15 protein-coding genes are annotated in these 16,852 nt (G+C 70.1%); 13 read left to right on the plus strand and 2 right to left on the minus strand.

Features of this window, described 5'->3' with window-relative positions; translation table 11 throughout:
• Window positions 1–60: 60 nt before the first annotated feature.
• A complete protein-coding gene (locus tag C8P66_RS01355) occupies window positions 61–1,437 on the plus strand; it encodes a putative bifunctional diguanylate cyclase/phosphodiesterase (protein ID WP_111396331.1) in 1,377 nt (458 codons plus the stop codon).
• On the opposite strand, the gene C8P66_RS01360 is transcribed toward C8P66_RS01355, so the two are convergent.
• Window positions 1,410–2,585, minus strand: coding sequence for a bifunctional 2-C-methyl-D-erythritol 4-phosphate cytidylyltransferase/2-C-methyl-D-erythritol 2,4-cyclodiphosphate synthase (locus tag C8P66_RS01360; RefSeq protein WP_111396332.1), 1,176 nt, complete (start codon window positions 2,583–2,585; stop codon window positions 1,410–1,412). The two genes, C8P66_RS01355 and C8P66_RS01360, sit on opposite strands and share 28 nt — an antisense overlap.
• 143 nt (window positions 2,586–2,728) lie before the next feature.
• Between C8P66_RS01360 and dusB the strand changes: the two genes are divergently transcribed.
• From dusB to C8P66_RS01420, 12 genes are all read left to right on the plus strand, one after another.
• On the plus strand, window positions 2,729–3,856 hold the full coding sequence (gene dusB / locus C8P66_RS01365; protein ID WP_111396333.1) for a tRNA dihydrouridine synthase DusB: 1,128 nt from the start codon (window positions 2,729–2,731) through the stop codon (window positions 3,854–3,856).
• Window positions 3,853–4,977, plus strand: coding sequence for a two-component system sensor histidine kinase NtrB (locus tag C8P66_RS01370; protein WP_111396334.1), 1,125 nt, complete (start codon window positions 3,853–3,855; stop codon window positions 4,975–4,977). Before dusB ends, C8P66_RS01370 begins: the two co-directional genes overlap by 4 nt.
• Window positions 4,978–5,014: 37 nt before the next feature.
• Window positions 5,015–6,454: a nitrogen regulation protein NR(I) gene (gene ntrC / locus C8P66_RS01375; protein ID WP_111396335.1), complete on the plus strand. Its 1,440-nt coding sequence runs from the start codon at window positions 5,015–5,017 to the stop codon at window positions 6,452–6,454.
• Window positions 6,455–6,459: 5 nt separating this feature from the next.
• Entirely contained in the window at window positions 6,460–8,694 is a 2,235-nt protein-coding gene (locus C8P66_RS01380) for a sensor histidine kinase NtrY-like (RefSeq protein ID WP_111396336.1), read from the plus strand.
• Entirely contained in the window at window positions 8,684–10,087 is a 1,404-nt protein-coding gene (ntrX, locus tag C8P66_RS01385; protein WP_111396337.1) for a nitrogen assimilation response regulator NtrX, read from the plus strand. Before C8P66_RS01380 ends, ntrX begins: the two co-directional genes overlap by 11 nt.
• 79 nt (window positions 10,088–10,166) lie before the next feature.
• Complete coding sequence (locus C8P66_RS01390) at window positions 10,167–10,874, plus strand: hypothetical protein (RefSeq protein ID WP_146422646.1); 708 nt, start codon at window positions 10,167–10,169, stop codon at window positions 10,872–10,874.
• Window positions 10,875–10,908: 34 nt separating this feature from the next.
• Complete coding sequence (locus tag C8P66_RS01395; protein ID WP_111396339.1) at window positions 10,909–11,784, plus strand: D-amino-acid transaminase; 876 nt, start codon at window positions 10,909–10,911, stop codon at window positions 11,782–11,784.
• Complete coding sequence (locus C8P66_RS01400; protein ID WP_111396340.1) at window positions 11,784–12,431, plus strand: HAD family hydrolase; 648 nt, start codon at window positions 11,784–11,786, stop codon at window positions 12,429–12,431. The genes C8P66_RS01395 and C8P66_RS01400 overlap by 1 nt, the downstream gene beginning before the upstream one ends.
• Before the next feature lie 105 nt (window positions 12,432–12,536).
• The gene (gene hfq, locus C8P66_RS01405; protein ID WP_111396341.1) at window positions 12,537–12,875 is read left to right on the plus strand and encodes an RNA chaperone Hfq; all 339 of its coding nucleotides are present in this window, start codon (window positions 12,537–12,539) and stop codon (window positions 12,873–12,875) included.
• Between the two features lie 37 nt (window positions 12,876–12,912).
• Window positions 12,913–14,238 carry a GTPase HflX gene (hflX, locus tag C8P66_RS01410; protein WP_111396474.1) on the plus strand — a complete coding sequence of 442 codons (1,326 nt, stop codon included), beginning with the start codon at window positions 12,913–12,915 and terminating at the stop codon, window positions 14,236–14,238.
• Window positions 14,239–14,292: 54 nt separating this feature from the next.
• A complete protein-coding gene (locus C8P66_RS01415) occupies window positions 14,293–15,138 on the plus strand; it encodes an inositol monophosphatase family protein (protein ID WP_111396342.1) in 846 nt (281 codons plus the stop codon).
• On the plus strand, window positions 15,135–16,025 hold the full coding sequence (locus tag C8P66_RS01420) for a pirin family protein (RefSeq protein ID WP_111396343.1): 891 nt from the start codon (window positions 15,135–15,137) through the stop codon (window positions 16,023–16,025). Before C8P66_RS01415 ends, C8P66_RS01420 begins: the two co-directional genes overlap by 4 nt.
• Here the strand turns inward: C8P66_RS01420 and mazG are convergent, their stop codons facing one another.
• The gene (mazG, locus tag C8P66_RS01425) at window positions 16,026–16,814 is read right to left on the minus strand and encodes a nucleoside triphosphate pyrophosphohydrolase (RefSeq protein ID WP_111396475.1); all 789 of its coding nucleotides are present in this window, start codon (window positions 16,812–16,814) and stop codon (window positions 16,026–16,028) included.
• Window positions 16,815–16,852: the final 38 nt, after the last annotated feature.

The raw sequence follows: 16,852 nt of genomic DNA on the forward strand, positions 1-16,852 counted from the left end.
GAGCGAAACTATTGCTTCATTGGATTCGTTGATCCTTCGGTTTCAACCGGAGACCGACCGATGCTGCTGCGCATGGATCAGACCTCGCCACGCGCGCGTCCACCGCAAGCCGCGCCGAGCTTCGCGCTCGGCCCCAGCCGTTTCCGCCTGGGCTCCGCCGGGCTGATCCGGCTGATGACGCCGCCGGCGACACCCGACCACGTCACCGGCCTGCCGGGCCGGTCTTCGCTATTGGACCGGGTGTCGCGCGCCTTGGCGGCGGGGCCGGCGGCGCTGGTGGTGGTGCGGCTCGACCGGCTGTCGGAGATCAATGACACGCTGGGCCATGCCATCGGCGATTCGATGCTGGCCCTGGCGGCGGCGCGGCTGCAGGAGACGGTGCGCCGGCCCGATCTGGTCGGCACCATGGGGGGCGCGGGCTTCGCGCTGCTGGTGCCCGGCATCGCCACCACCATGGCGGCCGAGGCGCTGGCGGACCGGCTGGTGGACCGGCTGTCGCGCCCCTATGCGATCGGCGATGTCGTGGCCGCCTCCGGTGCCGCCGCGGGCTTCGCCTTGGCCCCGCGCGACGGGCTGGTGCCGGCCGATCTGCTGCGCCGCGCGGGCCTGGCGCTGGAGGTCGCGCGCCAGGGCCAGGGCCTGCCCCGCGCCGCCGGCTTCCGCCCGGCGCAGGAGGAGGACGCGCGCCGCCGCCTCGCGACCGAGTCAGCCCTGCGCCGGGCGCTGCCGCGGGAGGAGTTCGAGCTCCACTACCAACCCCAGATCGGCATGGAGAGCGGCCGCATCCTGGGCTTCGAGGCGCTGATCCGCTGGCGCCGCGATGGCGTGCTGATCCCCCCCGACGGCTTCCTGCCGACGGCGGAGTCCTCCGGGCTGATCCTGCCGATCGGCGCCTGGGCTTTGCGCGCCGCCTGCCGCACCGCCGCCGGCTGGGCCCGGCCGGTGACCATCGCGGTGAATGTCGCCGTCCATCAATTCGCCGATGGCCGGCTGCTGGCCGAGGTCGCCGGCGCCTTGGCCGCCGCCGGGCTGCCGCCGCAGCGGCTGGAACTGGAGATCACCGAAAGCGCCCTGCTGCGCCACGGCGCCCATACGCTGGAGCAGCTTCGGGCCTTGCGGGCGATGGGGGTGCGGATCGCGATGGATGATTTCGGCACGGGCTATGCCTCGCTCTCCCAGCTGCACGCCTTCCCCTTCGACCGGCTGAAGATCGACCGCAGCTTCGTCGCGGAGGTCGAGCACGGCGGCAGTGGTGCGGCCATCGTCACCGCCATCGCCGAATTGGGCGCGCAGATGGGGCTGGAGACGGTGGCCGAAGGCGTCGAAACCCCGAGCCAGTTGGAGGCGCTGCGCCGCCGGGGCTGTGCGGTGGCGCAGGGCTATCTGCTCGGCCGACCGGGGCCGGCGGATCAGCTTGCGGCGTTGCTGGCGGCCTGAGGGGGTTCGGGCAGCAGCAGCATCACCGCCGCCTGGGCCGCGATGCCCTCGCCCCGCCCGGTGAAGCCGAGCCGTTCGGTGGTGGTGGCCTTCACCGAGATCGCCGCCATATCGACCCCGAGCAGGGCGGCCAGCCGCGCCCGCATCGCGCCGGCATGGGGGGTGATCTTCGGCCGCTCGCAGATCAGCGTGACATCGGCATTCACCAGCCGCCCGCCCCGCGCCGCGATCCGCCCCGCCGCATGGGTCAGGAAGCGGGCGCTGTCGGCATCCTTCCATTCCGCCTCGGAGGGCGGGAACCAGCGGCCGATGTCGCCCTCCGCCAGCGCGCCATAGATCGCATCGCAGAGCGCGTGGAGGCCCACATCCGCATCCGAATGCCCGTCGAGGCCCTTCTCATGCGGCACGGTGATGCCGCAGAGCACCAGAGGCCGGCCCGGCACCAGCCGGTGCACGTCAAAGCCGGTGCCGACATAGGGAAGCAGGGCAGGGGCCATCATGCGCTCCATCCGGGCCAGATCCTCGGGCCAGGTGATCTTGATGTTGTCGGGATGGCCAGGCACCAGGGCCACCGCCATCCCCGCGGCCTCCAGCACCGAGGCATCATCGGTCGCGGCGGCCGAGGCGAAGCCCTGCGCCGCGCGCAGCGCCGCGAAGCGGAAGGCCTGCGGCGTCTGCGCCCGGAACAGCTTGTCCCGGGGCACGGTCGCGGCGATCAGACCGGACTCGCCCCGCTTCAGTGTCTCGGCCACCGCCAGGGCCGGAATCGCGCCCGGATGTTCGGCCAGCGCCGCGACCAGGGCGGCGATGGTGCCGGGGGGGATCAGCGGCCGGGCGCCGTCATGCACCAGCACCAGATCCGGCGGGTCGGCGGCGAGCGCCGCGAGGCCCGCGGCCACGCTGTCCTGCCGGCTGGCGCCGCCGATCACGGGGGGGCGCACCGGCAGCCCGGCCAGCAGCGCCGCGACCTGGGCCTCGGCGCCCGGGGCGCAGACGGGCTGGATGGCCTCGACCAGGCCTTCGCGCAGCAAAGCCTCGGCGGCATGGCGCAGCACCGCTTTACCGGCCAGGGGAAGGAATTGTTTGGGGGTCGCCGCCCCGAAACGCGTGCCGCCTCCGGCGGCGAGCAACAGGGCCATGATCCGCATGGCGCCTGTGTCGCCTGGGCCCCTGTCCCTGTCCAGATGTGGGCCTTGAGGGGCCCCTGGCGCACAAGCCGTCACCACCCGCCCAAGCCGAGGGCAATCCGCGCATGGACGCGGCGGGTTCGGCGCGATAGTTTGCCGCGCAAATGAGCAATTCATCGCATTCCGTGGCCGGTCCGATCCGGTCGCTCTCGCTTATCGATCTGGGATCGGGGGTTACCATCCCCGTGCCGGTGATCGTGGCGCCCATGTCGGGCGTCACCGATCTGCCGTTCCGCCGGCTCGCCCGCGCCCAGGGGGCGCCGATGGTGGTCAGCGAGATGATCGCCTCGGATGCGATGGTGCGCGAAAACAAGGTGACCCGGCGCATGGCGGAGGTGGATGGCCTCGGCGGGCCCGCCAGCCTGCAGCTTGCCGGCTGCGACCCGGTGGTGATGGCCGAGGCCGCGCGCATCGCCGTCGATGGCGGGGCGGCGATCGTCGATATCAACTTCGGCTGCCCGGTGAAGAAGGTCGCGGTCGGCCAATCCGCCGGCAGCGCGCTGATGCGCGATGAGATCGGCGCCGCCCGGCTGCTGGAGGCGGTGGTCCGCGCCGTGCCGGTGCCGGTGACGCTGAAGATGCGGATGGGCTGGGACCACAACAGCCTGAACGCGCCGAAGCTCGCGCGGATCGCCGAGGATCTCGGCATCCGCATGATCACGGTGCATGGCCGCACCCGGCAGCAATTCTACACCGGCACCGCCGACTGGGCCTTCGTCCGCCAGGTGAAGGAGGCGGTCCGCATCCCCGTCATCGTCAATGGCGACATCCTCTCGGCCGCCGATGCCCGGGCGGCGCTGGCGGCCTCGGGCGCCGATGGGGTGATGATCGGGCGTGGCTGCTATGGCCGGCCCTGGCTGCCGCGGCTGATTGCCGCGGCGCTGACCGGGGGGGAGGTGGTGGAGCCCAGCCTCGCCGAGCAATACGCGATCCTGCTGGAACACCATGCGGCGCTGGTCGCGCATTTCGGCGACCCGGCGGGCCTGCGTATCGCGCGCAAGCATATGGCCTGGTATTCCAAGGGCTTGCACGGCTCGGCCGATTTCCGGGTGAAGATCAACCAGGCCGATACCGTGGCCGAGGCCCATGCCGCGCTGGAAGGCTATTTCCTGCCGCTGATCGAGCGCGGCGCCGCGCGCCAGGACGAGGCTCGCCTCGATGGCCAGGACGAGGCCCGCCTCGACGACCAGGACGAGGCCCGCCTCGACGATCAGGCGGCGCTGGCGGCATGACCATCGCCGCCGCGCATCGCCTCGCGACCCTGCCCGACAGCGTCGCCATCCTCGGCGCGCTGCCGCTGGCGATCGTGGTGCTGGACCCCGAGGACCGCTTCCGCTTCGCCAACCCGGCGGCGGAGCAGTTCTTCCAGCTCTCCTCGGTCAGCCTCGCGCAGTTGGCGCTCTCCGACCTGATCCGCCCCGACAGCCGGCTGTTCGGCCTGCTGACCCAGGTGCGGACCCTGGACGCACCTGTTTCCGACCACGATCTGACGTTGGAAAGCCCCCGGCTGCAGCGGCATGACGTCGCGGCCTATGCCGTGCCGCTGCCGGAAATGCCGGGCTGCATCGTGCTGACGCTGCAGGATGGCAGCACCGCGCATAAGCTCGACCGCCAGCTCAATTTCCGAGGCGCCGCGCGTGGCGCCTCGGCCATGGCGGCGATGCTGGCGCATGAGGTGAAGAACCCGCTCTCCGGCATCCGGGGTGCCGCGCAGTTGCTGGAAGCCGGCGTGGCCGAGAACGACCGCGAGCTTTGCACCCTGATCCAGGAGGAGGTGGACCGCATCCGCATCCTGGTCGAGCGGATGGACATGTTCTCCGAACGCCCGATCGAGCGGGTCGCGGTGAATATCCATGAGGTGCTGGACCATGTCCGCCGCGTCGCCCAGGCGGGCTTCGCGAGCCATCTGCGCATCGTCGAGGAATACGACCCCTCGCTGCCCATGGTCTGGGCGAATCGCGACCAGCTGGTGCAGATCCTGCTGAACCTCGTGAAGAACGCCGCCGAGGCCGCGCCCACCCATGGCGGCGAGATCGTGCTCTCCACCGCCTATCGCCATGGCGTGCGGATCGCCGTGCCGGGCTCGCGGGAGCGGATGCATCTGCCGCTGGAGGTCGCCGTCGGCGACAATGGCCCCGGCATCGACGAGACGGTGAAGGCGACCCTGTTCGAGCCCTTCGTCACCACCAAGCGCGGCGGGCAGGGCCTCGGCCTCGCGCTGGTCGCCAAGCTCGTGACCGACCAGGGCGGGCTGATCGAATGCGACAGCCGCCCGGGCAAGACCGTGTTCCGCCTCTCGCTTGCCAAGCCCCCCGCCCCCGAACGCCGTCCGAGGTTGCCGCCCCTTGCCTGACACTCACCCCGATGCCGACAGGATGATGGATTCCCCCATGAGCGAAGCTCGCACGATCCTGATCGCCGACGACGACCGGGCCATCCGGACGGTGCTGTCGCAGGCCCTGGGCCGGGCGGGCTACAATGTCCGCGCCACCTCCTCCGCCGCCACCTTGTGGCGCTGGGTCGAGGAAGGGGCAGGGGATCTGGTCGTCACCGATGTGGTGATGCCGGATGAGAACGGGCTCGACCTGCTGCCGCGGATCAAGCGCATCCGCCCGGATCTGCGCGTCGTGGTGATGTCGGCGCAATCGACCTTCACCACCGCGGTGAAGGCGGCCCAGCGCGGCGCCTTCGAATATCTGCCCAAGCCCTTCGACCTGAAGGAGCTGTTGCAGGTGGTCGGCCGCGCGCTCGCCGCCCCGGCGACGCCGGCGGCCGAGGAGGAGGCGCCCGAGGAGAAGCTGCCGCTGGTCGGCCGCAGCCCGGCGATGCAGGAGATCTACCGCACCGTCGCCCGGCTCACGACCACCGACCTCACGGTGATGATCACCGGCGAGTCGGGCACCGGCAAGGAGCTGGTCGCCCGCGCGCTGCATGACTACGGGCGCCGGCGGAACGGCGCCTTCGTTGCCATCAACATGGCCGCGATCCCGCGCGAGCTGATCGAGAGCGAGCTGTTCGGCCACGAACGCGGCGCCTTCACCGGGGCCCTGGCGCGCGGTGTCGGCCGCTTCGAGCAGGCCGCCGGCGGCACGCTGTTCCTGGACGAGATCGGCGACATGCCGGCCGAGGCCCAGACCCGCCTGCTGCGCGTGCTGCAGGAGGGCGAGTTCACCACCGTCGGCGGCCGCGCCCCGATCAAGGCCAATGTCCGCATCGTCGCCGCCACCCATCGCGACCTGCGCCTGGCCATCCGCAACGGCCAGTTCCGCGAGGATCTGTTCTACCGCCTGAACGTCGTCCCCCTGCGCCTGCCGCCGCTGCGGGAACGGGCCGAGGATGTGGCACTCCTGGCCCGCCACTTCCTGGACCGCGCCAAATCCGCGGGGCTGCCGTTCAAGCAGCTCGACCAATCGGCGATCGACCGGCTGCGCGCCCATTCCTGGCCCGGCAATGCGCGCGAGCTGGAAAACCTGATGCGGCGCCTCGCCGCACTCTATCCGCAGGAGGTGATCGGCGCCGAGGCGGTCGATGCCGAACTGGCGGATGCCGGCCCCGGCATGGCGGAGGAGCCCGGCCGTGGCCCCGAGACCTTGGAACAGGCGGTCGAACGCCACATCGGTGGCTTCATGTCGGCCCAGAAGGACGGGCTGCCGGTGCGCGACCTCTATGAGCGCGTGCTGGCCGAGGTCGAGCGCCCGCTGCTGCGCCTCGCCCTCTCGGCGACGCGGGGCAACCAGATCAAGGCCGCGGCGATGCTGGGGCTGAACCGCAACACGCTGCGCAAGAAAATCCGCGAGCTGGACCTGCCCGTGGTGCGCGGCCTGACCTGACGCTGATGTCGGCCATCCCGCCCGAACGCTGGCTGCGCCGTGCCGCCGATGCGTTGCTCGGGCGGGGGGTGACGCTTGCGCTGGCCGTCGCCGCACTGGCGGCGGGGCTCGCGACCTTCGTGCTGCTGTCGGGCGGCAGCCCGCTCGGGCCGACCTCGCCGGGCCAGGTCGTGGCCATGGTGCTGGCCAATGCGGCGCTGCTGCTGCTGCTCGGCGCCTCGCTCGCGGGGCGTCTGGTGCGGGTCTGGGCCGAGCGCCGCCGGGGGGGCGCGGGCTCGCGGCTGCATGTCCGGCTGGTGCTGCTGTTCGGGGGCGTCGCGGTGGTGCCGGCGCTGCTGGTCGCGGGCTTCGCCGCGGTCTTCTTCAACCTCGGCATCCAGGCCTGGTTCAGCGACCGGGTGCGGGAGACGCTGGAAGCCTCGCTGATCGCCTCGCGCGCCTATCTCGCCGAGCATGTGAACACCGTGCGCGGCGATGCCCAAGGGATGGCCAACGACCTCAACCGCGCCGCCCAGGTCTATCTGCCGGACCAGGAGATCAACTACGCCCGCGTGGTCGCGACCCAGGCGGCGCTGCGCGGGCTGACCGAGGCGGTGGTCTTCGACCCGGCGCTCGGCCGGGTGATCGCGACCGCGGGGCTTGGCACCAATTTGCTGCTCGACCCGCCGGACCAGGAGGCGCTGGACCTCGCCCGCAGCGGCGAGATCGCGGTGCTGCCGGATGAGGGCGCGGGGCGGGTCCGGGCGCTGGTTGCCCTGGAGCTTCCGGGGGGCGCGATGTTGCAGATCGGCCGCCCGGTCGATCCCGGCGTGCTGGAGCACATGCGCCGCACCGAACTCTCCTTCGCGCAATACGACCAGCTCGACCGGCGCCGGGGCCCGTTGCAGATCACCTTCGCGCTGATCTTCGCCGTCACCGCGCTGCTGGTGCTGTTCGGCGCCGTGCTGGTCGGGCTGGTCATTGCCAACCAGATCGCGCGGCCCATCGCCCGGCTGATCCTGGCCGCCGACCGGGTGCGCGGCGGCGACCTCTCGGTCCGCGTCGCGGAGGGCACCGCGGATGACGAGGTCGCGAGCCTCTCCCGCGCCTTCAACCGCATGACCGGGCAGCTCGCGGCCCAGCGCGGCGAGTTGATGGAGGCCTATAGCCAGCTCGACGGCCGTCGCCGTTTTACCGAGAGCGTGCTGGCGGGGGTTTCGGCGGGCGTCGTCGGGCTGGATGCCGAGGCGCGGATCAACCTGCCCAACCGCAGCGCCTCGGATCTGCTCGGGAGGGACCTGGACGATGCCTATGGCCGCCCGCTCGCGGATGTGGTGCCGGAATTCGGCCCGCTGCTGGCCCAGGCCGCCGCCGACCCCTTCCGCCCCCGCACCGCCGAAATCCCGATCGGGCCGGCGGCGCGGCGCCGCACCTTGCTGGTCCGCATCGGCGCCGAGATCCAGGGGCGCCGGGTCGCGGGCTATGTGCTGACCTTCGATGACATCACCGAATTGCAATCGGCCCAGCGCACCGCCGCCTGGGCCGATGTCGCCCGCCGCATCGCGCATGAGATCAAGAATCCGCTGACCCCGATCTCGCTTTCGGCCGAGCGGCTGCGGCGGCGCTACCTCAAGCAGATCCAGGATGACCCCGAGACCTTTCGCCAGCTCACCGACACCATCGTGCGCCAGGTCGAGGACATCGGCCGCATGGTCGATGAATTCTCCGCCTTCGCCCGGATGCCGCAGCCGCAGATCGGGCCCGAGGATTTCGCCGCCATCGCCCGCGACAGCCTGGTGCTGCAACGCGGCGCGCATCCCGGGATCCGCTACACGCTGACCCTGCCGGAGGCGCCCGCCATCGGGCGCTGCGACCGGCGCCTGATCGCCCAGGCCCTGACCAACCTGCTGCAAAACGCCGCCGATGCGGTCGCGATGCGGGAGGGGGCGGGAGAAATCGGGCTTCGCCTGGAAACATCCCCGGCCGCTTGGGCGTTCGTGATCGAGGATGATGGGATCGGACTGCCGGATGGCGAGAACAGCGACCGTCTCACGGAACCGTATGTCACGCACAAGGTCAAAGGGACGGGGCTCGGGCTTGCCATCGTGAAGAAGATCATGGAGGACCACGGAGGGCGGGTAACCCTGGAGGCCCGCGCCCCCGCCCCTGGCACGCGCGCCTCTCTCATTTTCCTGGCACCCCCGACATCGGGACCGGATTTGGCTGGGTTGGAGACGGAAACGGCACGCCATGGCGCATGAGATCCTGATCGTCGACGACGAACCGGACATCCGCGCGCTCATCGAGGGGATCCTCGGGGACGAAGGATACGAGGTTCGTACCGCGCATAATTCCGACAGCGCGCTGGCCGCCTTCCGCGCCCGGCGCCCGGCGCTGGTGGTGCTGGACATCTGGCTGCAGGGCTCGCGGCTGGATGGGCTCGGCATCCTCAAGGCGCTGCTGAGCGAGGAGCCGCATGTGCCCGTGGTCATGATCTCGGGCCATGGCACCATCGAGACCGCGGTGCAGGCGATCCAGGACGGTGCCTATGACTTCGTCGAGAAGCCCTTCAAGACCGACCGCCTGCTGCTGGTGATCTCCCGCGCGCTGGAATCCGCCCGGCTGCGGCGGGAGAACAGCGAGCTGCGCCTGCGCGTGGGGGCCGAGACCGAGCTGGTCGGGGTCTCCGCCTCCGTCGCGGCACTGCGTGCGGCCATCGAGAAGGTGGCGCCGACCGGCAGCCGCGTGCTGCTGAACGGCCCCGCCGGCTCGGGCAAGGAAGTCGCGGCGCGGATGATCCACGCCCGGTCCCGCCGCGCCGATGCGCCCTTCGTCTCGCTCAACTGCGCGACCCTGGCGCCCGCCCGCTTCGAGGAAGAGCTGTTCGGCGTCGAGGCGGGCGCCGATGCCCAAGGTGCGCCCCGCCGCGCCGGCGTGCTGGAACGCGCCCATGGCGGCACGCTGCTGCTGGATGAGGTGGCGGACATGCCGCTCGAGACCCAGGGCAAGATCGTGCGTGCCTTGCAGGAGGCGGGGTTCGAGCGCGTCGGTGGCGGCACACGGGTCAAGGTCGATCTACGGGTCATCGCCACCACCAGCCGCGACCTGCCCGCCGAGATCACCGCCGGACGCTTCCGCGAGGATCTGTTCTACCGCCTTGCGGTGGTGCCGCTGCGAATCGCGCCCTTGCGCGACCGGCGGGACGACATTCCCGCTCTGGTGCACCATTTCATGTCCCGCAGCGCCGAGACCACCGGCATGCCGCCGCGCGACGTGTCGGAAGACGCGCTGGCCGCCTTGCAGGCCTATGACTGGCCGGGGAATGTCCGCCAGCTGCGGAACCTGGTGGACTGGCTGCTGATCATGGCCCCCGGTGGTCCCTCCGAGCCGATTCGCCCGGAGATGCTGCCGCCCGAGGTGGGCTCGACGGCGCCCGCCGTGCTCAAGCTCGACCGCAGCAGCGAGATCATGACCCTGCCGCTGCGCGATGCGCGGGAGCTGTTCGAGCGCCAGTATCTGGAAGCGCAGCTGCTGCGCTTCGGCGGTAACATCAGCCGCACGGCGGGTTTCGTCGGGATGGAGCGCAGCGCGCTGCACCGCAAGCTGAAGTTCCTCGGCGTGCAGTCGGAAGACCGTGCGGCCAATCTGAGTTGACCGGAGCGTAAAATTCTTCGGTGAGTTGCATCATTCCGGGAGACGTCTAGCCTCCGCGCCGTCAGCGAGGGGCATCGGCGTGAGCATCCAGAGTTTCCGGCATTTCATGGCCGATCCGGCAGGATACGTCGGGTTCCACACCGTCACCGTGGGGTCCAACAACGCGGTGGCGCAGGCGATGACGGCAGCAGCGCCTGAGAATTGTCTCGGCGCGGATCTGCGTTCTCAACTTTGGACCACGCGCACGGTGGCGCCGCCGGCGGTGGTCTATCTCGACATGGTCCATATGATCGGGGTGGCGGACAATCCGCAGGAGACGAACTGGGGCCGCTTCAAGTCGCAACTCGCGCGGCTGCCCGGCGTCGCCAAGCCGGGCCGGCAATTCGCGCTGATGCCCCGGGCGGATGATATCGGCTTCCGCTGGCTGCAATTCGTCGAGAATACCTGCACCTACATGCAAATCGACCCGGCGGCGCAGTTCATCATCACCGGCCCGTTGAGCGGCTGCACCATTGCCGCCGGCATGTCGATGACAGGCCAGCGCTGGCTGCTGCATGCCAATTGCAACCGGGTTCAGGGGGAGGGGGCGCGCACCAACCAGGAGGCGATGCTGACCCAGGTCTGCCGCACCCGGACCAATATCGCCCCGGCGGCGCGGCGCGATGCGGTTTATGGCCGCGACTACAACGGGATGGGCTTTGTTTTCGGCAAGCGTCTGGCGGGCGGCACCTGGGCGTTCTACGCCTATGGCTCAGAATCCGGGGTGCGGAAGTTCGGGGAGTTCTGACCCCGGCGGTCACCCCTGTGTCCGGGGTCGCCGCATGTCTCGCATTGCCTATGTGAATGGTTTCTACCGCCCTCAGAGCCAGGCCGCGGTGAATATCGAGGACCGCGGCTACCAGTTCGGCGACGGCATCTATGAGGTGGTGCACCTCCATGCCGGGCGCTTCGTCGATACCGATCTGCATCTGGGGCGGCTCGAACGCTCCCTGCGCGAGATCAGCCTGCCGATGCCGATGCCCCGCGCGGCGCTGGAACTGGTGCTGGCCGAGGTGGTTCGCCGCAACCGGCTGACCGAGGGGCTGGTCTATATGCAGGTGACGCGGGGCGTCGCCCATCGCGACCATGCCTTCCCGAAAAAACCGGTGCCGGTCTCACTGGTCGTGACCGCCAAGCGCATCCCGCCCTATCCGCGCAATGTGGACAACTGGACCGGGGCCGCGATCACCGCGCCCGACCTGCGCTGGGCCCGGCGCGACATCAAATCCATCAATTTGCTGCCGAATGTGCTGGCCCGCCAGGCCGCGCGCGAACAGGGCGCGATCGAGGCGATCCTGTACGACGAGGCCACCGGGGAGGTGACGGAGGGGGCAGCGACCTCCTTCTGGATCGTCGATGAGCATGGCACCATCCGGGTGCGGCAGCTCGACCATGTGATCCTGCCCGGCTGCACCCGCGCCGCGCTGATCGCGGAGCTTGCGGAGGAGGGGCTCGCCTTCGAGACCCGCGCCTTCACCCTCGATGAGATGCGGCGCGCGCGGGAAGCCTTCCTGACCTCGGCCACCTCCTTCGTGAAGCCGATCGTCAGGATCGACGGCGCCCCGGTCGGCGATGGCACCGTCGGGCCGGTGGTGCGGCGGCTGTTCGACGTCTTCGCCCGGCATGTGCTGGGCCCGGCGCATAACGCGGCGGCCTGATGCGCCCGGCCGCGATCCTGTTCGACTGGGACAATACCCTGGTCGATGGCTGGGAGGCGATCCAGAGCGGCCTCAACGTCACCTTCGCCGCCTTCGGACGTCCGCCCTGGACGCGGGAGGATGTGCTGCGCGAGGTGCGGCACTCGCTGCGCGACAGTTTCCCCTTGTTGTTCGGTCACGAATGGGAGAGGGCCAGGGATATATTCTACGCCGAGGTGCGCCGCTGCCACCTTGAGGTGCTGCGCCCGCTGCCCGGAATCGCCGCCATGCTGACCGCGGCCGGGGCGGTCGCGCCGCTCGCGGTGGTGTCCAACAAGCAGGGGCCGCTGCTGCGGGCGGAGGCGGAGCACCTCGGCTGGGCACCGCGGTTCCAAACCCTGGTCGGGGCAGGGGATGCGGCCTCCGACAAGCCTTCGGCGGCACCGCTGCTGCTGGCGCTGGAGCGGATCGGCATCCCGGCCGGGCCCTCCGTCTGGTACATCGGCGATACCGCGCTGGACATGCAGGCCGCCCGGGCGGCGGGGTGCCACGCGGTATTGTTCGGCGATGCCGCGCATGATGGCGGGATGGCAGCCACGCGGCCCGATGTTGCTTTTCGTGACGCCGATGCGTTGCGCGCGGGTCTGCTTTTGCTGGACAAAGCGTAAATCGCACGCCAATGCTGCACTGCCGCATAGACGCCTCACAGAGGGTCGCGCGGCTGCCGCGCCCGGTCGGATGCCGGGGCAAAACAGAAGAAGAAGGACCGGCCCATGGCCACCGAGAAGTCCCAGAACGTGCAGGACGTGTTCCTGAACCACGTGCGAAAAAGCAAAACTCCCGTGACCATCTTCCTGGTCAACGGCGTGAAGCTCCAGGGCATCATCACCTGGTTCGACAATTTCAGCGTTCTGCTGCGCCGTGACGGCCACACGCAACTGGTGTACAAGCACGCGATCAGCACGGTGATGCCGGGCGCCCCGATCATGCTGTTCGATGGCGCTGCTGCTGCGGGCACCGCCGCGACGGCCGGAACGGCAATTCCGGCCCCGCGCGAAGGCACCATGACTTTGCGGCGTGAGGTTGATCCTGTCGGTTCCAACGAACTCTGAGCACGACGCCGGGGATACCGGCGACACTGACGGCGGTATCGGTGAGGCGCGGGTCGCCACCATCGCGACCTCGGCCGGGCCCACCCGTGCCGCCGTCATCCTTCCCTATGAAAAGCATCCGCGCGAGGTATCGCGCGAGGCCGGTTCCGTGCGTCTGGCCGATGCCCGGCTGGCCGAGGCCGTGGGCCTCGCCGCCTCCATCGGCGTCGCCATCGTCCACACCGCCATCTACCCGCTGCGTCTGCGCCGCCCCTCGACCCTGATGGGCGAGGGCCAGGTCGAGATGGTCCGCAAGGCGATCGAGGCTCAAGGCGTCACCATCGCCGTGGTCGATGCGGCCTTGAGCCCCGTCCAGCAGCGCAATCTGGAAAAGGCCTGGGGCTGCAAGGTCATCGACCGCACCGGGCTGATCCTGGAAATCTTTGGGGAACGCGCCCGGACGCGCGAAGGGGCCCTACAGGTCGAATTGGCGCATCTGGACTACCAGCGCACCCGGCTGGTGCGGTCCTGGACCCATCTGGAGCGGCAGCGCGGCGGCTTCGGCTTCCTCGGCGGCCCTGGTGAGAGCCAGATCGAGATCGACCGCCGCCTGATCGCGGACCGCATGGTCCGCATCAAGAAGGAGTTGGAGCAGGTCCGCCGTACGCGCGGCCTCCACCGCCGCAAGCGCGAAAAAGTGCCGCATCCGGTGGTGGCCCTGGTCGGCTATACCAATGCCGGCAAATCGACCCTGTTCAACGCTTTGACCGGCGCCGATGTCTTCGCCGAGGACCAGCTGTTCGCGACGCTCGACCCGACCATGCGGGCGATCCGCCTGCCCTCGGGCAAGACCATCATTTTGTCGGACACGGTCGGCTTCATCTCCGAACTGCCGACGCAGCTGGTCGAGGCGTTCCGCGCGACGCTTGAGGAAGTGGCGGCCGCCGATGTCATCCTGCATGTGCGCGACATCGCCCATCCCGACAGTGCCGCCCAGCGCGCCGATGTGATCGGGGTGCTGACCGATATGTCCGAGGGGCCCGATGGGGCGCTGGATGCCGATTGGCAGGGACGGGTGATCGAGGTGCTGAACAAGGCCGATCTGGTCGGCGGCACCGATGAGGTCGTCCCGCGCGACGCCGATGCGATCGCGGTGAGCGCGCTGACCGGGGAGGGGCTGGACCGGTTGCGCGAGCTGCTGGACGCGCGGCTGGCCGCGGGGGTGGAGACGGCGACCTACAAGCTCGCGCCGGCGGATGGGGCCTCGCTCGCCTGGCTCTACCAGAATGGCGATGTGATCGGCCGGGAGGATGGCGAGCAGACGATCGACATCACCGTGCGGCTCTCGGCGGCGGACCGGGCCAGGTTCGAAAGCACGCATTGAGACGGACATGGGCGGGCGCTTGCGCGCGCCGGCCCGACGTGCTGCCCATGCGGCATGACCCATCCCTTCGATCTCGCCGCCGCCCAGGACCTTGATGCCATCCTGCGGGAGGCGGCGCGGGCGGAAATCCTGCCCCGCTTCCGCCGCCTGGCCCAGGGCGCCGTCCGCACCAAATCCGGCCCGCAGGATCTGGTGACCGATGCCGATGAGGCCGCCGAGCGCCAGATCACCGCCGCCCTTGAGGCGCGCTTCCCCGGCTGCCTCGTGATCGGCGAGGAAGCGGCCGAGCGCGACCCTGCGCTGCTGGACCGGCTGGAGGCGGCCGAGCTCGCCTTCGTCGTCGATCCGGTGGATGGCACCTCCAACTTCGCCGCCGGGCTGCCGTTGTTCGGGGTGATGGCCGCCGCGATCCGCCATGGCGAGATCATCGGCGCCGCGATCCACGACCCCATGGGCGATGACACGGCCTTGGCGGTGCGCGGGCAGGGCGCCTGGATCGCCGATGCCACCGGGCAGCGGACCGCCGAGCTTCGGGTGGCGGAGGCCAAGCCGGTCGCGGAGATGGCCGCCGCCATCTCCTGGCGCTACCTCGCGCCTGCGATGAAGGCGAGTGTGGTGCCGCGGATGACCGCTTTCGCCTCCGTCGTCAGCTTCCGCTGCGCCGCGCATGAATATCGCGCGGCCGCTGCGGGACACCTGGATATGCTATTCTACAACCGCCTGATGCCATGGGATCATGCCCCGGGTTGGTTGCTGCATCAGGAGGCCGGTGGGTTCTCCGCGCAGTTCGATGCCAGCCCCTACCGCCCGGCGAGCCGCAGCGGTGGCTTGATCATGGCGCCGAACCGCGCGGCCTGGGAGGCCGCGCGCGAGGCCCTTCTGGGAGGCTACGAGCCATGACGGAGACGGTCGCGCCGCTGGTCATCATCCCGCGCGCGCATGACATCGGCGGCTTCGAGGTGCGGCGCGCACTGCCCTCGGCGCAGAAGCAGATGGTCGGCCCCTTCATCTTCTTCGACGAGATGGGCCCCGGCGAGTTTTTGGGGGGGCAGAAGGGTGTGGATGTGCGGCCGCATCCGCATATCGGCCTCTCGACCGTGACCTATCTGTTCGAGGGCGCGATCCGCCATCGGGATTCCCTGGGCACCTTGCAGGATATCAAGCCTGGCGCGGTGAACTGGATGACGGCCGGGCAGGGGATCGTGCACAGCGAGCGCACCGCGCCCGAGGTAATGGCCGTGCCGCGCCGCCTGGCGGGGATCCAGTCCTGGGTGGCGCTGCCGAAATCCGCCGAGGAAACCGCCCCCGGCTTCTTCCACCACCCGGCCATGGCGCAGCCGATGGCGGTCGATGCCGGGCTGACCCTGCGGCTGATCGCGGGCGAGGGCTGGGGCATGAAGGCGCCGGTCGTCACCTCCAGCCCGCTGTTCTATGCCGATGCGATCCTGGCCCCGGGGGCCTCGGTGCCGCTGCCGGCGCAGCATGAGGAACGCGCCGCCTATGTGGTGCAGGGCGAGGTGACCGTGGCCGGCGACAGCTTCGCCGCCGGGCGGATGCTGGTGTTCCGCGCCGGGGATGCCTTGGCGCTGACCGCCGGGCCCAAGGGCGCGCGGCTGCTGCTGCTGGGGGGCGCGGTGATGGATGGGCCGCGCTACATCTTCTGGAACTTCGTCTCCAGCAGCCGCGAGCGGATCGAGCAGGCGAAGTCGGATTGGGAAGCGCAGCGCTTTGCCCGGGTGCCGGGGGATGATGCGGAGTTCATCCCGCTGCCGGCGGCGCGGGCGTAGTTAGCGGGCCTCCGCCCTCTTGGCGGCGGCCCAACCGGCCTCCATCTCATCCAGCGTGCTGTCGGCAGGCGTTTTCCCTGTTATAGCAAGAGCTTGTTCGACGTAGTTGAAGCGATTCGTGAATTTTTGGTTCGCGCCCCGCAGGCAAGCCTCCGGGTCCAGCTTGAGCTTCCGGGCGAGGTTCGCGACCACGAAGAGGATGTCCCCGACCTCATCCGCCAGTCGGAGCGGATCGGCGCCCGGCAGTTCGGCGCGGAGTTCGGCCACTTCCTCGTCCAGCTTGTCCAGCACCGCCTCGGCATCCGGCCAGTCGAAGCCGACGCGGGCGGCGCGTTTGGTCAGCTTCTCGGCGCGGACCAGGGCGGGCAGGGCGAGGGGGATGCCGGCCAGGGTGCCGGTTTCGGCGCGGGCGCCGCGCTCGGCGGCCTTCTGGGCCTCCCAGAGCGCGGGATCGGCGGCCTCGGCCTCACCGAAGACGTGAGGATGCCGCCGTACCATCTTGTCGGATATGGCGGTGGCGACGTCGGCAAAATTGAACCAGCCGCGCTCCTCGGCCATGCGGGCGTGATAGACGGTCTGCAACAGCAGGTCGCCCAACTCATCCACCAGCGCCGCGCGATCGTCACGGGCGATGGCATCGGCGACCTCATGCGCCTCCTCGATGGTATAGGGCGCGATGGAGGCGAAATCCTGGACCTGGTCCCAGGGACAGCCGTCCGGGGCGCGCAGCCGGGCCATGATGGCGAGCAACCGGAGCAAAGCGGCATCGGGCGGGGTCGGCTCAGCCATATCGGGCTCCATCAAAAGACCGCATAATGTATATTATG

The sequence above is a fragment of the Humitalea rosea genome, from assembly GCF_003253705.1.
Lineage (GTDB): Bacteria > Pseudomonadota > Alphaproteobacteria > Acetobacterales > Acetobacteraceae > Humitalea > Humitalea rosea.